The following is a 24,940-nucleotide window of genomic DNA, read 5'->3' on the forward strand; positions in this document are numbered from 1 at the left end:
AAACACCTACTCAAAATAAATACTTAATTTATATTCATCCTCTTTTATCTCAATATCTTTCACTCTATTAGGTGTTATTACAATTGATGTAATAGACATATCTGGTAATTTTATATATTTAGAGAACCACGTCCTATTTTCTTCAAAAGTATTTGAGGTAACTATAATTAATTTTTCTTCTACTAAAGTTTCTCCTTTATAAACTGCAATTTTCATTTCTACTTGTCCTATCCAAATACAATTAACTCCTTCAGGACAACGAGAATCAGAAACAAACTTGCTAATCTTCATTTCATAACCGCTTCCAACATTTGTTTTAGATGTTGAGTTTAACAACAACTCTCCTTGAGAAATATTGTTTTTTGAAGAACATTGTGTTAAAAAAACGGATAAAATTATAATCAATACTTTCATGTGAATACATTTATAATACTAAGATAAACATTTTATCCTAATGCAACATCTAAACTCATCATCACAATAAAACCACCTATAAAACCCATAGTTGCTATATCTGTATTTTTATCTTGTTGTGTTTCAGGAATTACTTCTTCAACAACAACAAATATCATTGCACCAGCAGCAAAAGCTAATGCATAAGGTAGAATAGGTGTGAAAAAAGTTACTGCTAAAGCTCCAATAACTCCAGCAATAGGTTCTACAATTGCAGAAGCCTGACCATACATAAAGCTTTTTCTTCTACTCATTCCCATCCTTCTCAACGGCATTGAAACGGCAATTCCTTCGGGAAAATTTTGAATTCCTATACCAATAGCTAAGGTTACTGCTCCTGCAATAGACGCTTCAGGAATTCCAGCAGCTACTCCACCAAATAAAACTCCTACAGCTAATCCTTCTGGGATATTATGTAATGTTATAGCTAATACTAATAACGTTGTACGTTGCCAAGGTGATTTTATTCCTTCACTTTCTTTAAAATTAATATGCAAATGAGGCAATGTTTTATCTAAAGCAAAAAGAAACAAAGCTCCCATTAAAAACCCTACTGCTGCTGGCATTACTTTTACAAAACCCTCACCTTCACTCATTTCAATTGCTGGAGCTAATAAACTCCAATAACTAGCTGCTACCATTACTCCTCCTGTAAATCCAAGCATTCCATCTAGAACTACTCTATTCATACTTTTAAAAAAGAAAACAAATGAAGCACCTGCTGCTGTTACAAACCATGTAAACATAGTAGCATAGAATGCCGCCAATATAGGATCGATATTTTCTAAATATTCTATTAAATTTTGATACATACTTATTGAACGTATAAATTATTTGCAATTTTATTTGATATAGTAATCGTTTTATTATTAACCTCTATCTTTAATGTTTCATCAAAAGCTTCTTTTTCAAGAATTATTATACATGTTCCTAATGCAATATTTTTTTTATCCAAAAATTGCAAAAATTCAACAGAAGTATCTTTTACGCCTACACATTGAAACTTAGTATTTAAACTTACTTCTGATAACAATTTCTTTTGTAGCTTTTTTATCTCTCCGTTTGAATTTGGAATTGGATCTCCATGTGGATCAAAAGCAGGAAAACCAAGAAAATCATCTAATTTATTAATCAATTTTTCAGATTTAATATGTTCCAATTCTTCCGCTATTTCATGAACCTCATCCCAAGAAAATGCTAGTTTTTCAACTAAAAACACTTCCCATAAACGATGTTTTCTAACAATCATTTTGGCAGAATACAATCCTTTTTCTGTTAAAGAAACACCTTGATATTTTATATAGCTAACTAAATCTTTTTCAGCTAATTTTTTAATCATGTCAGTTACTGATGATGCTTTAGTATCTAGCATTCCTGCAATTGCATTAGTATTCACGCCTTTTGGAGACACTAATGAAAGGTGATAAATAACTTTTAAATAATTTTCTTCTGAAACCGTCATACACAAAGTTTTAGCAAATATATATAAAATATTTTTGCTTAATGAAATAATATTTTTAGTTTTGTCTAAATTTTTATTTAAATAACATTGAAAAATATATTTCTATTAACAATACTCCTTTCTACATTTTGTTTTTCTCAAACTACAATAAAAGGTGTAATTACTTCAAAAAAAGAACCTTTAGCGTTTGCATCTGTATATATTCCAAAACTTAATATTGGTAGTAATACAGATGAGAATGGGAATTATATTCTTAAAAATATACCTCAAGGAGAGTATATTATTCATTTTTCTTTTATTGGTTTTAAAACTCAAAAAAAGAATATAATACTATATAATGAAACACAACTCACTATAAATATTAATCTTGATGAGAGTCAAAATCTTAATGAAGTTGTAGTTACTGGAACATTAAAAGCAGTTTCTCGATTAGAAACTCCTGTTCCTGTAGAAGTATATACTGCTACTTTTCTTAAAAAAAATCCAACGCCAAATATTTTTGAAGCTTTACAAAATGTAAATGGTGTTCGTCCTCAACTTAATTGTAATATTTGTAATACTGGAGATATACATATTAATGGTTTAGAAGGACCATATACTATGGTAACTATTGACGGAATGCCAATAGTAAGTGGATTGTCTACTGTTTATGGATTGTCTGGAATTCCAAATTCATTAATAGACAGGATAGAAATTGTAAAAGGGCCTGCATCCTCTCTTTATGGCAGCGAAGCTGTTGGTGGATTAATTAACATTATAACCAAAAGCTCTGAAACAGCTCCTTTGTTTTATGCTGATATTTTCTCAACTTCTTGGTTTGAAAATAATATTGATTTAGGAGGAAAATATAACATTGGAAAAAGCGTTCAGTCTTTACTAGGTGTTAATTATTTCAATTATAGCAACCCTATAGATAATAATCATGATAATTTTACGGATGTTACTTTACAAGATAGAATTTCTGTTTTTAATAAATTTACTTTTAATAGAACAAGTGAGAAAGAATTCAGTTTAGCTTCAAGATTCTTTTACGAAGATCGTTGGGGCGGAGAAATGCAATGGAATAAAAATTATCGTGGTGGAAGTGATATTTATGGAGAAAGCATTTATACAAAGCGTTATGAATTAATAGGGAAATATCAATTACCTATTTCTGAAAATGTTTATGCCTCATTTTCTTATACTAATCATAATCAAAATTCAGTTTATGGAAATATTTTGTTTTTAGCTCAACAAGAAATTACTTACGGTCAACTTACGTGGGATAAAAAAATAAAAAATCATGATTTACTATTTGGAGCAGCCTTTCGTTATCAATACTATAATGATAACACAACTGCTACAATAGAATCTGAAAAAAGTAAAATAAGTAGTTTTTTTGTTCAAGATGAAATTAAGTTAGCGGAAAAACATAGCATTTTACTTGGTTCTAGATATGATTATAATTCTATTCACGGTGCCATCTTTACACCAAGAATCGCTTATAAATGGAAACCATCAAAAAGTGATATATTTAGAATAAATGCAGGAACTGGATTTAGAATTGTGAATTTATTTACAGAAGAGCATGCCGCTTTAACTGGGTCTAGAGATGTTATAATAACTGAAAATCTGAATCCTGAAAAATCATATAATATTAATTTGAATTATTTAAAAAAATTCGAATTTGAAAACGGAATTCATTCTGTTATTGAATTTTCTAGTTGGTACACCCATTTTAAAAATCAAATTATTCCAGACTATGACACAAATCCTAATCAAATTATTTATTCAAATTTAAATGGATATTCTAAAACTTATGGATTAACAGGAAATATTGAATTGATTTTCCCTTTTGGATTAAAAACAATGGTAGGCTTTACGGCTTTAGAATCTAAAAATAAAAGAAACGGTATATTATCTACCCCAATATTAACTGAAAAATTTAGTGCAACTTGGGGCATTACTTATGATATTTCAAAATGGAATCTTTCTATTGATTATACTGGTAATCTATATGGACCTATGCGTTTACCTTTACTTGGCGATTTAGATCCAAGAAGTGAATATTCTCCTGTTTGGAGTATTCAAAATATTCAATTCACATATAAAAAATTAAAATATTTTGAATTATATGGGGGTATTAAAAATCTATTAAATTGGACGCCAAATAAAAACAATCCTTTCTTAATTGCAAGGGCAAATGATCCTTTTGATAATGATGTAGTATTTGATGCTAATGGAAATGCTGTTCCAACTGAAAATAATCCTTATGCACTTACTTTTGACCCTAGTTATGTCTATGCACCAAACCAAGGAATAAGAGGTTTTTTAGGGTTGAGATATATCTTCAATTAAATATAAAATATTGCTGTTATTTTTGATATAAGTTCTATTTTTGACAGACTAATAAGTGTACATTTTTTTAAAACAAAAACGCTTAGAAAATTTAAAATTATGAGTTTAGAAAAAAGAATAGAAAGTTCAATTACTAGAGTATTCAAGGCTGTTTTTCCTAATACAACCAATCATTATGACACTCTTTTTGGAGGAACAGCAATGCAGCTTATGGATGAAGTGGCTTTTATAACTGCTACTCGTTTTAGCAGACAAAAAATGGTAACTGTAAGCAGTGATAAAATTGATTTTAAAAAACCTATTCCTCATGGAACAATTATTGAACTTATAGGAAAAGTAACTTATTTAGGAAATACTAGTATAAAAGTTAGAGTTGATATTTTTATTGAAAAAATGTACAATGATACTCGTGAAAAAGCCGTAACAGGAGAATTTACTTTTGTAGCTATTGATGAAAACAAAACAGCCGTAAAAATTATTGTTGATTAAATATAAAACCTGAGAAATCTCAGGTTTTTTTATGCTGTTTTTTCAAATGCAATATAATTTAAGAAATTACCTTTTCTGTCAAATTTTGGCAAAGCATCGATTTCACATAAATAGGTCTCTCCATTTTTTTTATAATTTAAAATAACCTCTTTAAATGGCTTTCTTTCTTTTATTGCTAATCTAATATTATTTTTTGTTTCTTCTGAAGTTTCTTTTCCTTGAAATATTCTTGGCGATTTTCCAATTATTTCTCTATAATTATACCCATTCATTTCAGTTACATTTCTAGAAGAGAATATAATTTTAAAATTATGGTCTGTGACAATAATCACTTTCTTACTTTCTATAATGTCAACATAGACAATCTTATCTTTCCAGTTATTTTGTAATGTATTAAACTCTTTTATTTCATGCATTTGCAAACCATAAAAATCCCAACTTATTAATGGCAAAGATGTTACTTTTAAGCTTTTTTGATGCTTTTCTAGTGCTTTTTCATATTCTTCAAACATACTTTTATAATTCAATTCTATTCAAATTTAACCTATTAACTTTAATAAACTCTATTCTAACTATAGATTTAACTTTTATATCCTTTCGTTATTAAAAAAACAAAGAGTTCCATTAAAAAATGAAACTCTTTTAAAATTAACCAACTACAAGTAATCCAAATTAATTCAATACTAATTTGTAATCTATTTCATTAAGTGTTAAAAATCTATTTTTATTTTTTACACCCATTAATATTCTCAATTCTTTAATTTCAAATACGTCAAGCATTATCATTAAATTTTTTTGAGTTGTAGGTATTGGAATTCTTTTCTCATAGATAGAATTTTCATATTCTTTTTCCCAATAATCTTCATCAACATTTTTTATATAATCAATAAAAACATCTAGCTCATAACTTGTTAAGTTTAATAACAAGTTATTGAAAGATAATTGAAATATCTTTGCATTTGGACAAAATAATAAAAGTCCATTTGTCGTTCTTTTTATTATTTTTAATCGACACATGACTATTCTTTTATAAATGAATCAATTATCTTATCCGTTTCAGCTTTTGGAGTACTACCTTTTAAATCAAACAAATGCATAAAAAGAGGTTTTTTATCTACACTTTTTTCAAGTGTTAAATCTTTGTTTTTATTAAAAATCGTTTCCCATTTATCTCTTACATTTTTCCACATTACTTTATTTTCTTTCCAGTATTTTTGAGCTGCAACACACTTAGAATCTTCAACTTTTACATACAAATCTAACCCTTTTTCTTGAGCCAGTTCTACATCTTTTCCATCATCATTACGAACAATTTTTCTATTATCTTGCTCATGTAACCACCCATAATCTGTAATTTCATGAATATTTCTTCTTTCTAAAACATTATAATCTTTACGTATTGTATGTTCTCTTCTTGGTAAAGGTGCATCGGTTGTATTCATCCAATAATGTTTTCCATCTGCATGTATCCATGATGCAGTTCCTTCATATCTTGGACTATCATCTACCTGATATACTTTTTGTGTCCATTGTCCTTTTACTTCTTTTGGATTTAATTTCTCAAACTTCCATGTTTTATCTTTAAAAAATTGATAAAAATCAGTGTTTTCATATAGCCAATCTTGTCTCCAATGTTTTACAATTGCATCATCTCCAACTATTAATAAATGTTGTAATACTAACTTATTTGATTTGTCTTCAACTAATTCTACCCATTCTAATCCATAATCAATTTTTGTAGGAGATGGTTTATATGTTGAATCTTTTTCTGTTTGAAAAGTTTCAGTAAAATTAAATTTTACTTCATAACAGCCGCACATCGCTTTTATTACTTTAATATCTTCTTTCTTATTAGATTCCTGCCCTACTAATACAGAGCTAACTAGCATAATTGATGCTATCATACATGTTGGTTTGATTTTCATTATATCCATTTTTTTTTAAGTTTAATTTCTTTCGACAAAGATATTATATTTATTTGGAATAAATAAAAATAAGGTATACTTTTGACAAAAATTATCAAGAACAATTCTAAATAATGAAAAACAGAATATTCCAAATCACTTCTTTATTACTGATTATCAAAGGATTTTCACAAGAAATAAAAAAAGATAGTACTACAATAAATGAATTAAAGGAAGTTGTTGTAACTGCTCAATTTGAACCGCAATCATTAAAAAAAGCAGTTCACAATGTTCGTGTGATTACAAAAGAAGACATGGAGAAATTAGCTGCAAATAACCTTTCCGATGTTTTAAATCAATATTTAAATATTACAATAACACCTAGTTCTGGAACAGGCAGATCTACAGTTTCAATGTTTGGTTTAGATGCAACATATTTTAAAATATTAGTTGATAATATTCCAATTGTAAGTGATAATAGTTTAGGAAATAATATTGACTTAACCCAAATTAATCTGGATGATATTGAAAAAATTGAAATAATAGAAGGCTCAATGGGGGTAACTCATGGTGCTGGAGCTGTCACTGGTATTTTAAATATTATAACGAAAAAATCATCCTTACATCGATGGGAAATAAATACAACACTCCAAGAAGAAACCGTTGGAAATGAATATTCTGCTTTTGACAAAGGAAAACATATACAATCTATTAAAATATCCAATAAAATTAATGATAATTGGTTCGCTTCATTAGGCATTAATAGAAATGATTTTAAAGGCTACCTAGACAATAGAAAAGGTGAAAATTATTCAGAATCTGATAATAAAAGAGGATATACTTGGTTACCAAAACTTCAATATTTCACAAATGGAATGATCTCTTATAAGAAAAATAGTTTTAGAGCATTTTACAAATTTGATTACTTAAATGAGAACATCGATTATTTTAATCCTACCATATTAGTTGTTGCCAATCCTCCTTTTGGAGAAAATAAATTTGCGAAAGATAAACGATATAAAACCACACGATTTTATCACCACTTTAATGCAGTAGGCTCTCTCTATTCTTTAAAATATAATATCTCTGTTTCACATCAAAAACAAAGTAGAAATACTGAAAATTTTATTTATAATTTTCAAAACAACAACGAAGAGAATACTATTTCAACAAAAAATCAATCTGCTGAAGTTCTTTATTCTACTGGAACATTAAGTAATTTCTTTAAAAATGAAATTGTTGACTTACAATTAGGATACGAATTTGTAAATAATCACGGATTTGCATTAGTCGATGGAGAAAACCAAACACTAAACCCAATAAGAAAACGATTTGAAAACTATGATTTCTTTATAGCTTCAGAAATAAAAGCAGCTTCAAATTTCTTAATTCGCGCAGGAATAAGAGCTTCAGCACAATCTAAGTTTGATAATCAAACAGCCTCTTCACTAGGATTACGTTATCTTTTTAATAATGACTTCGAATTGAGATCTTCAATGGGAAAATCTTTTAGAGTTCCTACGTTTGAAGAACTTTATTCTAAAATAAAATTTTCAGGACATCAATTCTATGGAAATGAAAATTTAATTCCAGAACAAAGTACCTCTTTAGATGTAAACTTAAAAAAAACAACCTCTTTTAAATCTGACTTAAAACTTGCTAATCAAATTTCAACCTCTTTTCTAAATGTAGATAACAGAATAGATATGGCTTTTGTTGGTTTTGAACCTAACTCCACAAGTCCCGTTTATCAATACATAAACATTAATTCCTATAAAATGTGGAACATTTCAACCACTCATCAAATTAATTATAAAAAATGGAATGCTTCCGCAGGATTAATATATGTTGGCATTTCACAAGTCATCGATAATGGAGAAGCTGTTTCAGACGATAAATTCTTATATAATTTACAATTCAACTCTAATCTTTCTTATGAAATACCAAAAATAAATACCCAATTTTCATTGTACTATAAATTCAATGGAAAGCAACAACAATTTGTTAGTTCTATTGAAAACAATGAAACTATTTATAAACTATCTGAAATAGAAAGTTACTCCTTTTTAGATGCTTCGATAAGGAAACTATTCTTTAAAAAACAATTAGAATTAAATATAGGTGCTAGAAACATACTCAATGTAACAAGAATTAATCAAGGAATAACCACAGGAACTCATACAAGTTCTTCAGATATTTTACTTGGCTACGGTCGCTCCTATTTTATGAAATTGTCTTATAAATTAAATTATTAACTATATATATATTACCATGAAAAAAAATGTCTTTTTATTTTTATCTATAATTGCTCTTTCAATTCTTGGATGTAGCAAAGACGATGACGCTGAAACACTATCTACAATTCAAGCAGCGTTTATGAATCCAGAAGTTAACTTATCATCAACTGAAACAACGGTAAACATTGCTTTCTCAAGTGCCGCAACATCAGCAGGAGCTATTACATTAAATGTAACACCTACAAATGTTAGTAATGGAATAGATTTTAGCACAAACCCTGCTATTACAGGAACAACTATTACCGTTCCTTTTAATTCGGGTGCGACTAATACTTCTTTTACTTTTACAAAAATAATTGAAGCTATTGAAGGAGAAACTAAAAATGTAAAATTCACAATTGCATCTACTTCTCTTTCTAATATTGAAATTCCATCTACTACAAATTATACTCAATTAAACTTCAATGAAACTGCCATTACTGAAAATACTACAATAGCTGAAAATGGAGGAAATAATTTACCCAATCAAGTATATATAGATCTAAGTTCGGGAACAGAAACCGCTATTTCTAGAACTTCTTGGGAATTAGGTTTTCATTCTGGAAATGAATTTAGAGTAGTTCTAAATCCTGCAATAAACAAGCTTGCAGTAAAACAACTGGCTACTACTAATATTGATGAAGTACAAGCCGAAGATCCAAATGTTACAACAGGAAATTATATACCTAGTGGTTCAATATACATTGACAACCCTTATGGAAACTTATCAGGAACTTCTATTGCTGAAATATCATCTGTAGACAGTGAAAATAAAGTGTATTTAGTAAATCTTGGTCAAGATGTTTCAACTACTACCGCAAGTGGAACAGGAACAGCTTTAACAGGAGATGATAGAGGTTGGAAAAAAATCAGAATTCTTAGAAGTGGTAATAATTATAAATTACAATATGCTAATATTGATGCGACGACACATAATGAAGTAATTATTTCAAAAAATGCAGCATTTAATCATACTTTTTATAGTTTAATCACAAACAATATAGTAAATGCTGAACCAGAAAAAGACAAATGGGACTTAAACATAACTCCTTTTATGAATTACACACAATATAATGGTGAAAATGTATCTTATTTCTTCAGTGATGTTGTTATAACAAATGCATTAGCAGGAACTGCTGTTTATAGTGTTTCAACTACCGATTTTTCATATACTGACTTTAATATAAACAATGTAAACTCTACTAATTTTAGCACAAATGAAGCAAAAGACAGAAGAGCGATAGGTTCAAATTGGAGATCGACATATCCTGCTCCATCGGTAAAAACAAATCTTTTCTATGTTTTAAAAGATACTGCTGGAAACATTTATAAAATAAAATTCACTTCTATGTTGAATAATGCAAGTGAAAGAGGCACAACTACATTTGAATATTCTAAATTAAACTAAGATGAAACTATTAAAAATATTCATAATAGTCTTAAATTTATTCATAGGTGGCTTTATGATTAATGGAGGAATAAAAAAGTTTACTGGAGAAAAACCTAGTCCGTATAAAGTAATTGAGCAAGTTCAAAAAGGTGAAGAAATAGCTCCAAATGAAGAAATTCTAGTAATCAAAAACTATATTTTTGGAATGAAGCAAACTGGTTATTTTTGGCCATTTCTTGGAGTTATGGAATTATTAGCTGGAATTCTATTAATTAGTCAGGTTTTTGCAAAAATTGGAGCTTTCATAACGCTTCCTATTACTCTTAATATTTTTCTCTTTCATTTATTTCTAGAACCTCATGAAATTGGAGAACTTATATTAGTTGCTGCATTATTAATTGCAAATTAATATTTAATATTTGTTAGCTATAAACATTGGAAACCTTTATTATACAACAAGGCAATACTTAGTTAACATCACAAATATTCAATGAATTGTAAAAGTCACTCTAAGACAGAGTGACTTTTCTTTTTTTAATTTCTTCTTATTCAATATCTTTGAAAACATGCAACATTATCATTATATATTTACAGGATCAGGATTATCTGCTTTAATGACAGTTTATGAAATGATATTATCTGAAAGTTTTAAAAGTACTTCTATCTTATTAATTGATCAAGACTTAAAAAAATCAAATGATAGAACATGGTGTTTTTGGGATAAGTCTTCCGTCTTTGAAAGTATCGTTTATAAAGAATGGGAATCTGCTAGTTTTTCAGATTCAACTTCAAAAAAAACCTTAAAAATTGCTCCTTATAAATACAAAATGATAAAAGGGATTGATTTCTACAATTTCATTTTCGAGAAAATTAATACACATAATAACATCCATTTCCTAAATGAAAAAGTAATTAATTTTAAAGATGATGGAAATCAATGTATCGTAAAAACAGAAAATAAAAATTTTACTTGTGATAAAGTTTTTAACTCTATTTTTAATCCCAAAATTATTAAATCTCAAACCAAGTTCCCTTTATTGCAACAACACTTTATAGGTTGGCACATTAAATCTGAAGAATCTGTTTTTAATGAGAATATGGCAACATTTATGGATTTTTCCGTAAATCAAAAGGGAAATACTCGTTTTATGTATGTGTTGCCTACATCAAAAAACGAGGCTTTAATTGAGTACACTTTATTTTCAAAAGACTTACTTGATAGAGAAGAATATGAAAATGAAATAAAAGAATATATCAAAAAAATAGGGATTACTGAATTTGAAATTATTGAAAAAGAAAAAGGAAATATTCCTATGACCTGCTATGAATTTTGGAAAAACAATTCTAAAAATATAATCCATATTGGCTCCGCTGGTGGTTGGACAAAAGCAAGTACTGGTTTTACCTTTAAAAATGTAACCAAAAAATCTAAACAGTTAGTACAATTCATTTTAGCTGAAAATGACTTTAGGACATTTCATAAAAAAAATAAGTTTTGGTTCTACGATCTATTATTTATTGACATTCTATATATAAGAAATGAACTTGGTGCAACTCTATTTTCTTCCTTATTTAAAAAAGGAAATCCAATTTTGATTTTTAAATTTTTAGATGAAGAGACAACTTATTTTGAAGATTTTAAAGTGATTATGAAATGCCCAAAAGCTCCATTTATTAAAGCACTATTTAATCGATTATTATAATTGACCACTTCTTTATCATATTATAAAAAATCTTTATGATTTCTTTAATTCTTAAGTTTATAATTCTCATTATCTTTGTAAAAGATTTAAAATAAATCTAAACAACATAAATAAAAATTTAAAACAAAAAATATGTATCCAGAAGAAATGGTAAAACCAATGAGAGCAGAACTTTCAGATGCTGGTTTTCAAGAATTACATAGTGCTGAAGATGTTGACAAAGCAATAAAATCAAATGGAACAACTCTTGTTGTAGTAAATTCAGTTTGTGGTTGTGCAGCAAGAAATGCTCGTCCAGGTGCAAAAATGAGCTTAGATAACTCTAAAAAACCTTCAAACTTAATAACTGTTTTTGCAGGTGTTGATAAAGAAGCCGTTGATAAAGCTAGAGAACATATGTTTCCTTTTCCTCCATCATCTCCATGTATGGCTTTATTTAAAGATGGAGAATTAGTCCACATGTTAGAACGTCATCATATTGAAGGAAGACCTGCGGAATTAATTGCAGAGAACTTAAAAGATGCCTATAGCGAATATTGCTAAAATACTATGCTAGCATATATAAAAACCATTAGTAAATCTAATGGTTTTTTGTTTTTAATAGTACCTTTGTATCAAACATTATTTAAGTTATGCAAAAGATTTTATCTTACCCTATTTCTATACTGTATTACTTTTTATTTTTATTTTGGTTATGTCTTTTTCATCCTATACAATGGATCTGTTTTAATCTATTTGGATATAATGCACATCGATTAAGCGTAGCAATATTAAATTTCTTTTTAGTTAGAAATACTTTAATATTAGGAACAACATATTCTTTTAAAGGAAGAGAAAAACTACCTAAAAACGTTCCATTAATTATAGTTGCAAATCATCAAAGCTTATATGATATTCCTCCTATAATATGGTTTATGAGAGATTGGCAACCAAAATTTATTAGTAAAAAAGAATTAGGAAAAGGAATTCCTAGTGTTTCTTATAATTTAAGGCATGGTGGATCTGCTCTTATTGATAGAAAAGACGGGAAACAGGCATTAGGAGAAATAAAAAAATGTGGAGAATTTATAAACAAAAACAATTATTCTGTAGTTATTTTCCCAGAAGGAACAAGAAGCAAAACAGGAGTTCCAAAACCTTTTTCAGTCAATGGATTAAAAATGCTTTACAAATTTGCTCCAGATGCCTATTTTGCACCTATAACTATTAATAATTCTTGGAAAATGACAAAATATGGTCAATTCCCACTTGGATTAGGAAATAAAATAACATTTGAAGTTCATGAGCCTTTAAAAATTTCAGATTATACCTTTGATGAGATTTTTGAGAAAACAGAAAATATAATTACACAAAATATAAAAACGAAATAAAATGTCAATAAAAAATGTACGCTTAGAAGTAATGCAGTTTTTGGAAAAAAAAATTGATTCCTTTGTTGAAGAGTTTTTAATTCCAGTTGAAAAAATTTGGCAACCAACCGATTTGTTACCAAATTCTGAAAGTGAAAAATTCTTTGATGAAGTAACAGAATTAAGAGAAATTGCAAAAGATTTACCTTATGATTTTTGGGTAGTTTTAGTCGGTGATACAATTACTGAGGAAGCTTTACCTACTTATGAATCTTGGTTAATGGAAGTTGAAGGAGTAGATAATGAAGGAAGAAATGGCTGGAGTAAATGGGTTCGTAACTGGACCGGAGAAGAAAACCGTCATGGTGATGTATTAAACAAATACCTGTATTTATCTGGACGAGTTAATATGAAGGAAATTGAGCAAACAACTCAACATTTAATCAATGATGGTTTTGATATTGGAACAGGTAGAGATCCTTATAAAAACTTTGTATACACTAGTTTCCAAGAATTAGCAACCTATATTTCTCATAACAGAGTAGCGCAAATGGCAAAAAAATTCGGAGACAATAAATTATCAAAAATGTGCCGATTAATTGCTGGAGATGAAATGCGTCATCATCAAGCATATAGTACATTTGTAAGTAAAATTTTTGAAGTTGATCCAAGTGAAATGATGCTTGCTTTTCAACACATGATGAAACATAAAATTACAATGCCTGCTCATTTCCTAAGAGAATCAGGTCAAAAAATTAGTACTGCTTTTGAACAATTTTCTGATTCTGCACAAAGAATTGGTGTCTACACTGCAAATGATTATGTAGATATTATGCAAAAATTGATTGATAAATGGGAAATTGATAAAATTGTGAATCTAACAGATGAAGCTGAAAAAGCGAGAGATTTCCTAATGAAGTTACCAGCACGTATGGCACGAATTTCCGAAAGACTTGTAATACCAGAAGAAGGACATATTTTTAAATGGGTACAACCTGCTTTAATTAAATAATTATAAAAAAAACAAAACATATCTCTACTAAAGTTTAAAACATAAAGACTTTAGTAGAGATTTTTATAACTGTAAAAAATGCAATTAATTGATACTACAATACATTTCGTAAAAGAGAAACTTCAAAATGCAGAAGGAGGACATGATTGGTTTCACATTGAACGTGTTTATAAAAATGCTCTTTTAATTGCTAAAGATGAAGAATGTAATCTTGAAATTGTAAAACTAGGCGCTCTGTTACATGACATTGCCGATAGTAAATTTCATGATGGAGACGAAACTATTGGTCCTAAAATAGCAACTACTTTTTTAGAAAGTCAAAATGTAGACAAAAATACCATAAACCATGTTATTGCGATTATTGAAAACATTTCCTTTAAAGGTGGAAATTTTGACAAAAAATTTACATCCAAAGAACTTGATATTGTTCAAGATGCTGATCGCTTAGATGCCCTTGGTGCAATAGGAATTGCTAGGACTTTCAACTATGGTGGTTTTAAAAATAACACTATTTATGACCCTAATATTTCCCCAAAATTAGACATGAATAAAGAGCAATATAAAAACAATAATGCTCCAAGTTTGAATCATTTCTATGAAAAATTACTACTTCTAAAAGACAAAATGAATACAGAAACTGGGAAAAAAATCGCAAAAGAAAGACATGTTTTCATGGAAAAATTCTTGTCGCAATTTTATGCAGAATGGGAAGGAAAAAAATAATTAAATCATTTCCCATTCAATGTTGTTCTCTTTTTTTTCAACATCATCATTAATTCTTGCAACCCATGCTTCCCTTAGATTATTTAAAGCAAATTGTTTAATTCTTTCTGTATCTAATTCAAAATTATCTGCAATTGCTATAAACATTTTTGAGTCTTTACCATCTGCTTTAACAAAATAGTTATTGTCTGTAGTTTTTATATTATAGAAACCATTTTCATCTAACCATTTTTCAACAATAGAACTTTTTGATTTAATTAAACTTTCCATAATGATTTAATTTTAATGCTTTTGTAGTAAAAGCTTTTATTTCTTTAAAATAATTTTTGAAATCTAAATCAGTATTATTTTTATAAATATCCTTTATTTTTTTGAAATCTTCATAATTTGCATCAACTTCTTCAAAGCTAATATGTTTTTGCTTGACTACAAGAATCATAATACTTTCTTCAGTGTATATTGATGCAATTGTAGGTAAAAACAAATCAAAAGAAATATTCTCTAAATCTTCAGAGAACATTTTATTAACTGATAATAAAGACCCAATATATCTTTCAAATTTTTTTGTTCTAATCCACTCATCTGAAAATATTTTTGATCCATTAAAGTAAAGTTCCCAATACTTTTCAAGAGTATAATTTTTAGACTTTCTTAAGTACAAAGCTACATAAAAATCAGCTTCAATGTCGATTAAATTCATAAAATCCCCGCCAAAAGTATCTTTTATCTTAACTGCATCTATTTTATTAGGAACTTTCTGAACAATTAAATGAAAATATTCGTGTAATAAAACTATTTTTAAATACTCAAAATTACATTTCTTAATAATATTAGGATTAAATGAAACGATTTTTTTTCCGCCTTCATATTTATTAACCCTCATTATCCAATCTTCAGATGAAAACGGTTCTATTTTTACGTTTTCAATATCAAATACATCTATAATAACCTTATAATCTATTAACCAAAGATTAAATTTATTTAATTCAGCTTTTAAATCTAACGTCTGATCTTGTTTTATCCCTATACTAGCATCATTATCATTAAATGAATCAAGTTCATCATATACATTTTTAACTTGCTTATCTTCAGCCATCTTTATTTAATAAAATTTTGCTTATTTCAAATATAAAAAATATTTATTTAAGATTAACATAATTTTTTAATATTAAATTAATGTCTAAATAATACCTTCTTAAATCTAATATTTGATTTTTGCTAAAATTTAAATATAGAAATAATGAGTCAAAAGGATTTATCAAGAAGACGCTTTTTAATCAATTCAATTTTAACAACTGGAGGAATCCTTTTAGCTCCAAATTTTATAAGTTGCACAGATGATGATACTATTTTTGGTATACCTGAAGATTATTCATCTGACCTTTTTTCTCATGGAGTTGCTAGTTTTGATCCAACACATAATCAGGTAATAATTTGGACAAGATACAATACTGGTAAACCGGAAGTTAAAATATATTGGCAAGTAGCTTATGATAGTAATTTTGAAACTGTTTTTAGAAATGGAGAAGTAATTACTGATAACACTAGAGATTATACTGTAGCTATTGAACTCCAAAATTTAGACGCTAATAAAAAATTGTATTATCGTTTCTTTAATCAAGAAGATAGAAGTGTTTCTGTTGTTGGAGAAACCATCACACTACCTGTTTCAACAAATACTATTAAATTAGCTGTTTGCTCTTGTGCTAATTATCCAGCTGGATTATTTAATGTATATAAAGCAATGGCAAATTCTGATGCAGATATTATTATACATCTAGGCGACTATATTTATGAATATGCTGAAGACCAATATGGAACTAATGAATATACTGGTGTTTTAGATCGTAAACATATTCCTGCAAATGAAATTCTAACTTTACAAGACTATAGATCTCGTTACAAACAATATCGTTCAGACAAAAATTTACAATTAGCACATCAAAAGAAACCTTTTATTTGTGTTTGGGATGATCATGAAATTGCAAATGATACTTATAAAAATGGAGCAGAAAATCATCAAGCAAATGAAGGTAGCTTTGAGACAAGAAAAGCTGATGCTATAAAAGCGTATAGCGAGTTTTTACCTATGAAAACAAATGACATTAATTTAATTTATAGAAATTTCAATATTGGAAATTTGGTAAACTTAATAATGTTAGATACTAGAGTTATTGGAAGAGATAAACAATTAAATTATTCTGATTATTATGATACTTCTGGAAATTTCAATGTTGCCAATTTCCAAACAGATTGGTTAAACCCTAATAGAACACTACTTGGAACTACGCAACGAAATTGGTTAATTTCTCAAGTTACAGGAAGCAATGCACAATGGCAGGTTTTAGGGCAACAAGTATTAATGGGTAAAATGATGATTCCAGCAGAATTATTATCAACATTAGCAGCCATTCAATATGAAGTAGAACTAACTGGTTCGGCTTCTACTAATACTTTACAGCTCTTTCAACAACAAATTACAGAATTAGTAACAATAAAATTACGCTATGTAAATGGAGATCCAACCCTTACTAATTCTGAGATTGCCAGAATAAATACTGTTTTACCTTATAATTTAGATGCTTGGGATGGTTATCCTGTAGAAAGAGAAATTCTCTATAGCAACTTTGCTGGTAAAAAAATAGTTTGTTTAGCAGGAGACACTCATAATGCATGGTATAGTAACTTAACAGATAGCAACTCTAATGATAAAGGAAAAGAGTTTGCTACTTCATCTGTAACTTCTCCTGGATTGGAAGAATATTTAGGTATTAATGAAGCAAGCATTACTGGTTTTGAAAATGCTATGCAAATTCTAATCGATGACCTTAATTATCTAAATGCTTCAGATAGAGGCTACCTTTCCGTTTCCTTTACATCAAATACCGTTGAATCTAAATGGAATTTTGTAAATACTGTTTTTAACGAGAACTTCTCTGAAAATACTGAAAGGGTTGAATCTTACTCTATTTAATTTATCTTATACTAAAAAAGACTGTTTGAAATTTCAAACAGTCTTTTTTTATTATTCTAATGTTTTTAGACCAACTTGTTTTATAATTCAATTTTAACAATTTGCTTATCTCTTGCTTTATTTCCTTCAAATAAAATAACGCCAGATTCATTTGATAAAATACCATATTGCGTTTTATAGGTAACCTTAGAATCTTTATCTTCAATTAAAATGTCATATGTAAAATTTCCTGTTTGATCTATTTCTAAAACATACAAATTCATTTTTTTAATTTTAGTTTGTGAAAAAGCTATTCTATTATCTTTTAATTTTTTTACATCTTCATCTCCATTTAAAAAAATATACATTTTACCCTCTTTAACAATTGATGAAAAAGATAAGTAATCTATAAGTCCCGATGAACCTTGTCCTTTATTTATAGTTCGCATCCATTGTAAGTCACCTTCAAAATTAAGTTTACAAGAATAAATATCATTAAAATGATATATTGTTCTGGTTGACATATTTCCATTAGTAGTTGTGTAAGTATATGTCGTTACATATTGTTCTTCAGCATTGAAGTATATTTCATTTTCATCTGTTATAAAAAACTCTTTGTATACTAGATTAGAAATTTCTTCATCCTTATCAGATTTTTTCTTTCCTTTTTTCTCGCCATATTTATCAATCATAAATTGTTCTGTAAAAGGATTTAATCTTGATTTTTGAACTTTTAAATTATCTCTATCTATTTTAAAGAATGCAATTCCTCTATCTCTACTAGAATTGTTATCCGAATAAGACCCAATACAAAAAAGTCCTTTGTCATTTGATAAAAGCGCTAATGAATTTATATAACTATCATTTGTGTCAAATGATTCCGATTTGATATCATCAGTAGTTAACTTATAAAGTTTAAAATTATAATTTATAACGCCATCTTTTCTATCTCTAAAACTATCGTTTTTATACGCTTTACCAAGAAAATATACTGAACCATCTAAATCACTTACTGTAAACGAATTGTATCTAAAATACTTGTCTTTAATATTTTGACTGAATTCCTTTTCATAGACTTTATTAAGATTTGTGTCATAAACTAAAACCCGATGTGTTTCGCTCTTTTTATCCTTAATATCAAAATTAAAAGCGATGTACTTTTCGTTTTTAGAAATTTGAACTTCTCCTGTTGGGTCATGATCAATTTTAGAAAAATTAGAAACAAAAAAGATGCCTATTCCTGCTAAAAAAGGATTATTTACATCATCTTTATTAATTGAAAAAATACTTTTTGAAGAAAAATTTAGATTGTCAAGATTCGCGGTCAAAAGATTATAATCTAGTGATTCATTTTTACTGTTCTTTCTAAATTCAATTAGATTTACACTGTTATCTTTAATATACATTCCTTTGAAGACAAGTTCTTTATCTTCAAAATCTTTCATTTCTTTTAACTTTAAATTTTCATCATAATATTCTAAAACATATCCTTTAGAATTTTTCCCCATCATACTAAAAAGCTGCCTCAGTAGGATAATACCTCCTTTGTTATCACTTGATGAATATACTAATTCAGACAATGTGTTTTTATCCTTGAAAATTTCACTTTTTGAAACTTTAATTTTACTCTGTGATACAACGGAAACACTTATTAAAAATGCACAAAAAAATATAATTTTTTTCATAAATTATTTTACTTAAAATTCGCTTTCCTTTTCTCTAAAAAAGCAGTTGTTCCTTCTTTAAAATCTTCAGTTCCAAAACAAGCTCCAAAATTCTCAATTTCTACAGCATAACCATTTACACCATCTTTAAAATTAGCATTCACAGCTTGAATTGCTTTTGAAATAGCGGTACTTGAATTTCTAGCAATTTTAGACGCAATTCCTTTCGCTAAATCTAGTAATTCTCCTTGCGGTACAACATGGTTTACAAGACCATAATTTTTAGCCATTTCAGCATCTATCATTCCAGCAGTCATAATCATTTCCATTGCTCTTCCTTTTCCAACTAATTGGCCTAAACGTTGTGTTCCGCCATAACCAGGAATTACTCCAAGTGTTACTTCTGGTAATCCCATTTTAGCATTGTCTGATGCTACTCTAAAATGACAAGCCATAGCCAATTCCAAACCACCTCCTAATGCGAAACCATTTACAGCCGCTATAACAGGTGTACTTAAATTTTCCACAAAATCAAACAATAATTCTTGTCCTTTTGCTGCCAGCTTCCCACCTTCTTCTTCAGAAAAATGTGCAAATTCTGATATATCAGCTCCTGCTACAAAAGCCTTTTCTCCACTACCTGTTATGATAATTGCTTTTACAGATGAATCCGTGCTTAACGATTTAAAACCTTCATGTAATTCTTGAATGGTTACTTTATTTAATGCGTTTAACTTTTCTGGTCTATTAATTGTGATAATTGCAATATTTTCTTGTTTTTCAATTAAAATATTCTCCATTTTTATTTATTTTATTATGATTTAATTGGAAAAGAAACGATGAATTCTGTTCCTTTCCCCTCTTCACTTTCAAAAGTAATTGTTCCGTTATAATTCTCAATAATATTTTTAATAATAGCTAACCCTAATCCCATTCCGCTAGATTTTGTAGTAAATTTTGGCTCAAAGATTCTTGCTTTATTGCTGTCTGAAATTCCTTTACCATTATCTTTAACTTTAATTTTAACATTAGTATCTTCTTTATAAACACGAACTAGAATTGACTTTTCCTCTTGTTCTTCTGGAATAGATTGAATAGCATTTTTAACCAAATTAGTTATAACTCTAATTAATTGTGTTCTATCTAGATTAGCAATTATTTCTTTGTCTAAATAAGAATATTGAATATAGTTTTCGTTAAAAATATCTAATGCTAATTGTACAATCTTAACAACATTTAAGGTTTCGTTTTGTTGAGCAGGCATTGATGCAAAATTAGAAAAAGCACCTGCTACCGAACTCATTGTGTCAATTTGTTGAATCAAAGTTTTAGCAAAATCATCTAACTTTTCTTTCGCTTTAGGGTCATTTATATCAAACCTTCTTTGATAACTTTGCACAGTAAGTCGCATAGGTGTCAATGGATTTTTAATTTCATGCGCCACTTGTTTCGCCATTTCTCGCCAAGCTTGTTCTCTTTCACTCTGAGCTAATTTCATAGCACTATCTTCAAGCTTATCAACCATACTATTATAAGAATGAATTAATAAATTTATTTCTTTACTTCCTTCTTCTAATTCTATCTTTTGATTTTGCTGATTAAAATTTGTCTCTTGAATTTTATCCGAAATTAATTTTAATGATTTGGTGATATAACTTGATAAAAAATAAGATAAAAAAATTGCAATTAGAAACATTAAAAAATAAATCTGACTAAATCGAATTAAAAAATTTCGAATTTCATTATCATAAAAAGTAGTATCTTCTTCGTAAGGAAGATTTAATATAGCAAGTGGCTTAAATTTATTATCTTTTATATAACTATATGAAGATCTATACGATAAACTATCAATTGTTGTAAATTCAACATATCTTTTTTCAATTGTACCTCTTAATATTTTTAATGTAGATGGATTAATTTTGGGTTTAATACTATCTAACTTAAAAACGGCTTTTGATGAAATTAATAAATTACCATCTAAATCGAAAAAATTGATTTCAAGGCTATGAATGTCAGACAATTCATGTATTTTTTCTTTAAATATATACTGAATATTTTCTGTTGTAAGCTGATAGGTGGTGTTTTCTAATATATAATTAATGTGTTCTACAATTGCATTTTCTTTCCGTTCCAATCTATCTTGATGATATTCTCGCGCTTCTTTTTTAAATTGATAATATGAAACTAATGCTATAAGTATAGATGCTATAAGTGTTAAGAATATCATGGATAAAAATATTCTTAATTGTAATGAAATTTGTTTTATATTAAAAATAGCAAACACTTATATATTATTTTTTATTTTTCTCTCTTATTCTTTTATAAAACTTAAAACCAATCATTATTAAAATAGAGAAACTAATAATACCTATTACACCATAAATCCAATTAATTGCGTTTTTCAAGATTACTAAAAAAACTACTGCAAACAAGATTATAGTAGCTCCTTCATTCCAAATCCTAAAAAAACTTGATGTATGTTTTACTTCTCCTTTTTGTAATTGATTAAATATTTGATGACATTTAGCGTGATACATATAAAGTAACAAAACAAATGCCAGTTTTACATGCATCCAAGATTGTGTTAACCAAGCTGGATTTAAGTACAATAAATAAAAAGCAAAAAAACTAGCCAAAACAGCACTCGGCCATGTAATAATATACCATAATCGATATTGCATTAATTGATATTGTTTAATTAAAATATCTTGTTCTGGTTGTGGTTTTTGCTTTGCTTCTGCATGATATACAAATAAACGAACAATATAAAATAATCCTGCAAACCAAGTTATAACAAATATAAGATGTAGGGCTTTGATATAATTATATTCCATCTTGTGCTAAGGTTAATTTCTGTTTCATTTCCTTTCTTAAAAAAAAAGCAGTTACTAATGTAGATAAAATATCAGCAATAGGAAAAGAAATCCATACTCCAAAAATACCATAATAATTTGGTAAAACAAGTACTAGTGGGATTAAGAAAAACCCTTGTTTAGTAAGCGTTAATAATAATGCTGGAATTGCTTTTCCTGCTGCTTGAAAATAAGCGGCTCCAATTAGTTGTATGGCAATAATTGGCGATGCTGCAAATACAATTCGTAGTGCATTTGGTGTTTCAGAGATTATTTTGGCGTCTTTTGTAAAAACGGCAACAATAGGTTCTGAAAAAATTAAAATTACTATAAAAATTACTGTTGCTAAGAATGCAGCCCATTTTATTGATGTTGTAATAGTTTTATTTACTCTTGAGTATTGTTTTGCTCCATAGTTATATCCAGCAATAGGAAGAAACCCTTGTGTAACTCCTAATATTGGAAACAATGCAAACATTAACATTCTACTTATAATTCCATAAATAGCTACAGAATCTTCACCACCATGAACAAAAAGAGTATGATTTAATATAATAGATAAAATAGCAACAACACCTTGCCTAGAAAAGGTTACAAAACCTAAAGATGCTATTTCAGAAACAATTTTATTATTTAATATAAGATGCTTCAATTGAAATCGTAACTCACTTTTATAAATAAAAAACCATAGTATAAAAACAAAACACATAAAATATGAAATAGACGTTGCTAATGCTGCTCCAAACATTCCTAAATTGAAAAATTTAATAAAAATAACATCTAAAATAATGTTACTGAAAGCAGGAATAATCATAGCAATCATAGCAAATTTAGGTTTACCTTCTGCTCTAATTACAGTATTTCCCATCATACTAAGCGCTAAAAAAGGAACTCCATATAAAACAGGAATAAAAAACTCTCTTGCTGGCAACATTATCGCGCCATTAGCCCCAAAAAGCAATAATACTTCATCTGAAAAAAACAGTCCGACTATGACGGATACTAGGGCAAGCGAAAGTGTTAACATAATTTGATTTCCAAATGTATGTAATGCTTTTTCTTTATTATTTGCTCCTAGTGCTCTTGAAATTATTGAACTCCCTCCTATTCCAAGTGCCATTCCTAAAGAAGAAATTAAAAAAGTAATTGGCAATACAACAGAAACTGCTGCTATTGCCAATGCTCCTATCCACTGTCCTACGAAGATTGTATCTATTAAAATATTTATTGACATAAACAAAATTCCAATAGATGCTGGAACAGATTGTTTTATCAATAATTTTTTTATGTCTAATGTTCCTAATTCTGTTGAAGAAACTGCCATTATACTATTTGTTCTTCTGTTTGAAAAGCCCATTGATCTATCCAACGGCTTAATGTTTTACACCAATCATCATCATCATTTAAACAAGGAACAGCTTTAAATTCTTCACCACCGTGTTCTTTAAACTGATGATTTGCTTCCATTGCTATTTCTTCTAATGTTTCCAAACAATCTGATACAAAGGCTGGAGTTACAACTGCTAATTTTTTAATACCTTTTTCTGGCATTTTATTAATCTCTACATCTGTATAAGGTTCTAACCATTTATCACCTGCTAAACGAGATTGAAATGTTTGACTATATTTACCTTCTTCTATTCCTAAAAACGCAACAACTTGTTTTGTGGTTTCAAAACATTGATGACGATAGCAAAACTCATGAGCTGGAGAAGGTGTATTACAACAACTTCCGTCTATTTTACAATGACTCTTTGTAACATCTGTTTTACGAACATGACGTTCAGGAATTCCATGATAAGAAAATAATAAATGATCATACTCAAACCCTTCTAAATGTTTTTTAATAGAATTTGATAAGTCTCTAATATAATCTTTTTGATTATAAAACGCTGGAACTATAGTGAAGTTCATGTGAGGAAATTTCTTCTTACGCAATTCTTCTGCTAATACCAAAATAGTTACTGTTGAAGCCATTGCATGCTGTGGATATAACGGAAACAATAAAACTTCTGTTACCCCTTTATCACTTAACTCTTGTAGCCCAGACTCAATGCTTGGGTTCCCATATCGCATGGCTAAAGATACTGGAACGCTCACATCTTGTTCTACCTTAGCTTTCATCCTTTTTGAAAGAACAATAAGTGGAGAACCTTCTTCCCACCATATTTTTTTATAAGCTTCTGCTGACTTTTCTGGTCGTTTTCTTAAAATAATACCTCTTACTAATAAAGCACGTAATAAAAACGGAACATCTATGACATATTTATCCATTAAAAATTCATCCAAATAGGGTTTTACATCTTTTGGAGTTGGACTTTCCGGTGAACCTAAATTTACTAATAATACTCCCTTCATTATATTTTATTCTTT

General features: G+C 28.3%; 25 protein-coding genes. 11 read left to right on the forward strand and 14 right to left on the reverse strand.

The window, feature by feature from the left end:
* Positions 1 to 6: 6 nt before the first annotated feature.
* Genes SY27_RS10895 through SY27_RS10905 form a run of 3 tightly spaced genes read right to left on the reverse strand, consistent with a single transcriptional unit; the run spans position 7 to position 1,915 of the window.
* On the reverse strand, positions 7 to 414 hold the full coding sequence (locus SY27_RS10895) for a hypothetical protein (RefSeq protein WP_045970112.1): 408 nt from the start codon (positions 412 to 414) through the stop codon (positions 7 to 9).
* Positions 415 to 446: 32 nt separating this feature from the next.
* A complete protein-coding gene (locus tag SY27_RS10900; RefSeq protein ID WP_045970114.1) occupies positions 447 to 1,265 on the reverse strand; it encodes a ZIP family metal transporter in 819 nt (272 codons plus the stop codon).
* A 2-nt stretch (positions 1,266 to 1,267) separates the two neighbouring features.
* The gene (locus SY27_RS10905) at positions 1,268 to 1,915 is read right to left on the reverse strand and encodes a metal-dependent transcriptional regulator (protein ID WP_045970116.1); all 648 of its coding nucleotides are present in this window, start codon (positions 1,913 to 1,915) and stop codon (positions 1,268 to 1,270) included.
* Between the two features lie 87 nt (positions 1,916 to 2,002).
* Here SY27_RS10905 and SY27_RS10910 point away from each other — a divergent pair, with 87 nt between their 5' ends.
* Both SY27_RS10910 and SY27_RS10915 read left to right on the forward strand, forming a co-directional pair.
* On the forward strand, positions 2,003 to 4,252 hold the full coding sequence (locus tag SY27_RS10910) for a TonB-dependent receptor (protein ID WP_045970118.1): 2,250 nt from the start codon (positions 2,003 to 2,005) through the stop codon (positions 4,250 to 4,252).
* A gap of 99 nt (positions 4,253 to 4,351) precedes the next feature.
* A complete protein-coding gene (locus SY27_RS10915) occupies positions 4,352 to 4,741 on the forward strand; it encodes an acyl-CoA thioesterase (RefSeq protein WP_045970120.1) in 390 nt (129 codons plus the stop codon).
* A gap of 29 nt (positions 4,742 to 4,770) precedes the next feature.
* Here the strand turns inward: SY27_RS10915 and SY27_RS10920 are convergent, their stop codons facing one another.
* The 3 genes from SY27_RS10920 to SY27_RS10930 all read right to left on the reverse strand — a co-directional run bounded on the left by SY27_RS10920 (position 4,771) and on the right by SY27_RS10930 (position 6,645).
* A complete protein-coding gene (locus SY27_RS10920) occupies positions 4,771 to 5,253 on the reverse strand; it encodes a PAS domain-containing protein (protein ID WP_045970122.1) in 483 nt (160 codons plus the stop codon).
* A gap of 160 nt (positions 5,254 to 5,413) precedes the next feature.
* Positions 5,414 to 5,758: a DUF6686 family protein gene (locus SY27_RS10925; RefSeq protein WP_045970124.1), complete on the reverse strand. Its 345-nt coding sequence runs from the start codon at positions 5,756 to 5,758 to the stop codon at positions 5,414 to 5,416.
* Between the two features lie 2 nt (positions 5,759 to 5,760).
* Positions 5,761 to 6,645, reverse strand: coding sequence for a DUF6607 family protein (locus tag SY27_RS10930; protein ID WP_369793061.1), 885 nt, complete (start codon positions 6,643 to 6,645; stop codon positions 5,761 to 5,763).
* A gap of 134 nt (positions 6,646 to 6,779) precedes the next feature.
* On the opposite strand from SY27_RS10930, the gene SY27_RS10935 reads away from it, so the two are divergent.
* The 8 genes from SY27_RS10935 to SY27_RS10970 all read left to right on the forward strand — a co-directional run bounded on the left by SY27_RS10935 (position 6,780) and on the right by SY27_RS10970 (position 15,098).
* Positions 6,780 to 8,900, forward strand: coding sequence for a TonB-dependent siderophore receptor (locus SY27_RS10935; RefSeq protein ID WP_045970126.1), 2,121 nt, complete (start codon positions 6,780 to 6,782; stop codon positions 8,898 to 8,900).
* A gap of 16 nt (positions 8,901 to 8,916) precedes the next feature.
* Positions 8,917 to 10,329, forward strand: coding sequence for an HmuY family protein (locus tag SY27_RS10940; protein WP_052705288.1), 1,413 nt, complete (start codon positions 8,917 to 8,919; stop codon positions 10,327 to 10,329).
* A gap of 1 nt (position 10,330) precedes the next feature.
* Positions 10,331 to 10,720: a DoxX family membrane protein gene (locus tag SY27_RS10945; RefSeq protein WP_045970128.1), complete on the forward strand. Its 390-nt coding sequence runs from the start codon at positions 10,331 to 10,333 to the stop codon at positions 10,718 to 10,720.
* A 157-nt stretch (positions 10,721 to 10,877) separates the two neighbouring features.
* A complete protein-coding gene (locus SY27_RS10950) occupies positions 10,878 to 12,014 on the forward strand; it encodes a lycopene cyclase family protein (protein ID WP_045970130.1) in 1,137 nt (378 codons plus the stop codon).
* 132 nt (positions 12,015 to 12,146) lie between these two features.
* Positions 12,147 to 12,557 (forward strand): BrxA/BrxB family bacilliredoxin, encoded by a 411-nt coding sequence (locus tag SY27_RS10955; RefSeq protein WP_045970132.1) that lies wholly within the window; start codon positions 12,147 to 12,149, stop codon positions 12,555 to 12,557.
* Between the two features lie 89 nt (positions 12,558 to 12,646).
* The gene (locus tag SY27_RS10960) at positions 12,647 to 13,384 is read left to right on the forward strand and encodes a 1-acyl-sn-glycerol-3-phosphate acyltransferase (protein WP_045970134.1); all 738 of its coding nucleotides are present in this window, start codon (positions 12,647 to 12,649) and stop codon (positions 13,382 to 13,384) included.
* A gap of 1 nt (position 13,385) precedes the next feature.
* A complete protein-coding gene (locus tag SY27_RS10965) occupies positions 13,386 to 14,375 on the forward strand; it encodes an acyl-ACP desaturase (RefSeq protein ID WP_045970136.1) in 990 nt (329 codons plus the stop codon).
* A gap of 78 nt (positions 14,376 to 14,453) precedes the next feature.
* Complete coding sequence (locus SY27_RS10970) at positions 14,454 to 15,098, forward strand: HD domain-containing protein (protein ID WP_045970138.1); 645 nt, start codon at positions 14,454 to 14,456, stop codon at positions 15,096 to 15,098.
* Here the strand turns inward: SY27_RS10970 and SY27_RS10975 are convergent, their stop codons facing one another.
* The gene (locus tag SY27_RS10975) at positions 15,099 to 15,368 is read right to left on the reverse strand and encodes a hypothetical protein (protein ID WP_045970140.1); all 270 of its coding nucleotides are present in this window, start codon (positions 15,366 to 15,368) and stop codon (positions 15,099 to 15,101) included.
* A complete protein-coding gene (locus SY27_RS10980; RefSeq protein WP_045970142.1) occupies positions 15,352 to 16,194 on the reverse strand; it encodes a hypothetical protein in 843 nt (280 codons plus the stop codon). The genes SY27_RS10975 and SY27_RS10980 overlap by 17 nt, the downstream gene beginning before the upstream one ends.
* A 144-nt stretch (positions 16,195 to 16,338) precedes the next feature.
* Between SY27_RS10980 and SY27_RS10985 the strand changes: the two genes are divergently transcribed.
* On the forward strand, positions 16,339 to 18,072 hold the full coding sequence (locus tag SY27_RS10985; protein ID WP_045970144.1) for an alkaline phosphatase: 1,734 nt from the start codon (positions 16,339 to 16,341) through the stop codon (positions 18,070 to 18,072).
* An 80-nt stretch (positions 18,073 to 18,152) separates the two neighbouring features.
* On the opposite strand, the gene SY27_RS10990 is transcribed toward SY27_RS10985, so the two are convergent.
* From SY27_RS10990 to hemH, 6 genes are all read right to left on the reverse strand, one after another.
* The gene (locus tag SY27_RS10990; RefSeq protein ID WP_045970147.1) at positions 18,153 to 19,736 is read right to left on the reverse strand and encodes a hypothetical protein; all 1,584 of its coding nucleotides are present in this window, start codon (positions 19,734 to 19,736) and stop codon (positions 18,153 to 18,155) included.
* Positions 19,737 to 19,744: 8 nt separating this feature from the next.
* Entirely contained in the window at positions 19,745 to 20,521 is a 777-nt protein-coding gene (locus SY27_RS10995; protein ID WP_152640750.1) for an enoyl-CoA hydratase/isomerase family protein, read from the reverse strand.
* Between the two features lie 8 nt (positions 20,522 to 20,529).
* Entirely contained in the window at positions 20,530 to 21,942 is a 1,413-nt protein-coding gene (locus SY27_RS11000) for a PAS domain-containing sensor histidine kinase (protein ID WP_045970152.1), read from the reverse strand.
* A gap of 64 nt (positions 21,943 to 22,006) precedes the next feature.
* Positions 22,007 to 22,549 carry a CopD family protein gene (locus SY27_RS11005; protein ID WP_045970154.1) on the reverse strand — a complete coding sequence of 181 codons (543 nt, stop codon included), beginning with the start codon at positions 22,547 to 22,549 and terminating at the stop codon, positions 22,007 to 22,009.
* A complete protein-coding gene (locus tag SY27_RS11010; protein WP_045970156.1) occupies positions 22,539 to 23,891 on the reverse strand; it encodes an MATE family efflux transporter in 1,353 nt (450 codons plus the stop codon). Before SY27_RS11010 ends, SY27_RS11005 begins: the two co-directional genes overlap by 11 nt.
* Entirely contained in the window at positions 23,891 to 24,925 is a 1,035-nt protein-coding gene (hemH, locus tag SY27_RS11015; RefSeq protein WP_045970158.1) for a ferrochelatase, read from the reverse strand. Before hemH ends, SY27_RS11010 begins: the two co-directional genes overlap by 1 nt.
* Positions 24,926 to 24,940 lie beyond the last annotated feature (15 nt).

The organism is Flavobacterium sp. 316, assembly GCF_000967805.1.
Taxonomy (GTDB): domain Bacteria; phylum Bacteroidota; class Bacteroidia; order Flavobacteriales; family Flavobacteriaceae; genus Flavobacterium; species Flavobacterium sediminilitoris.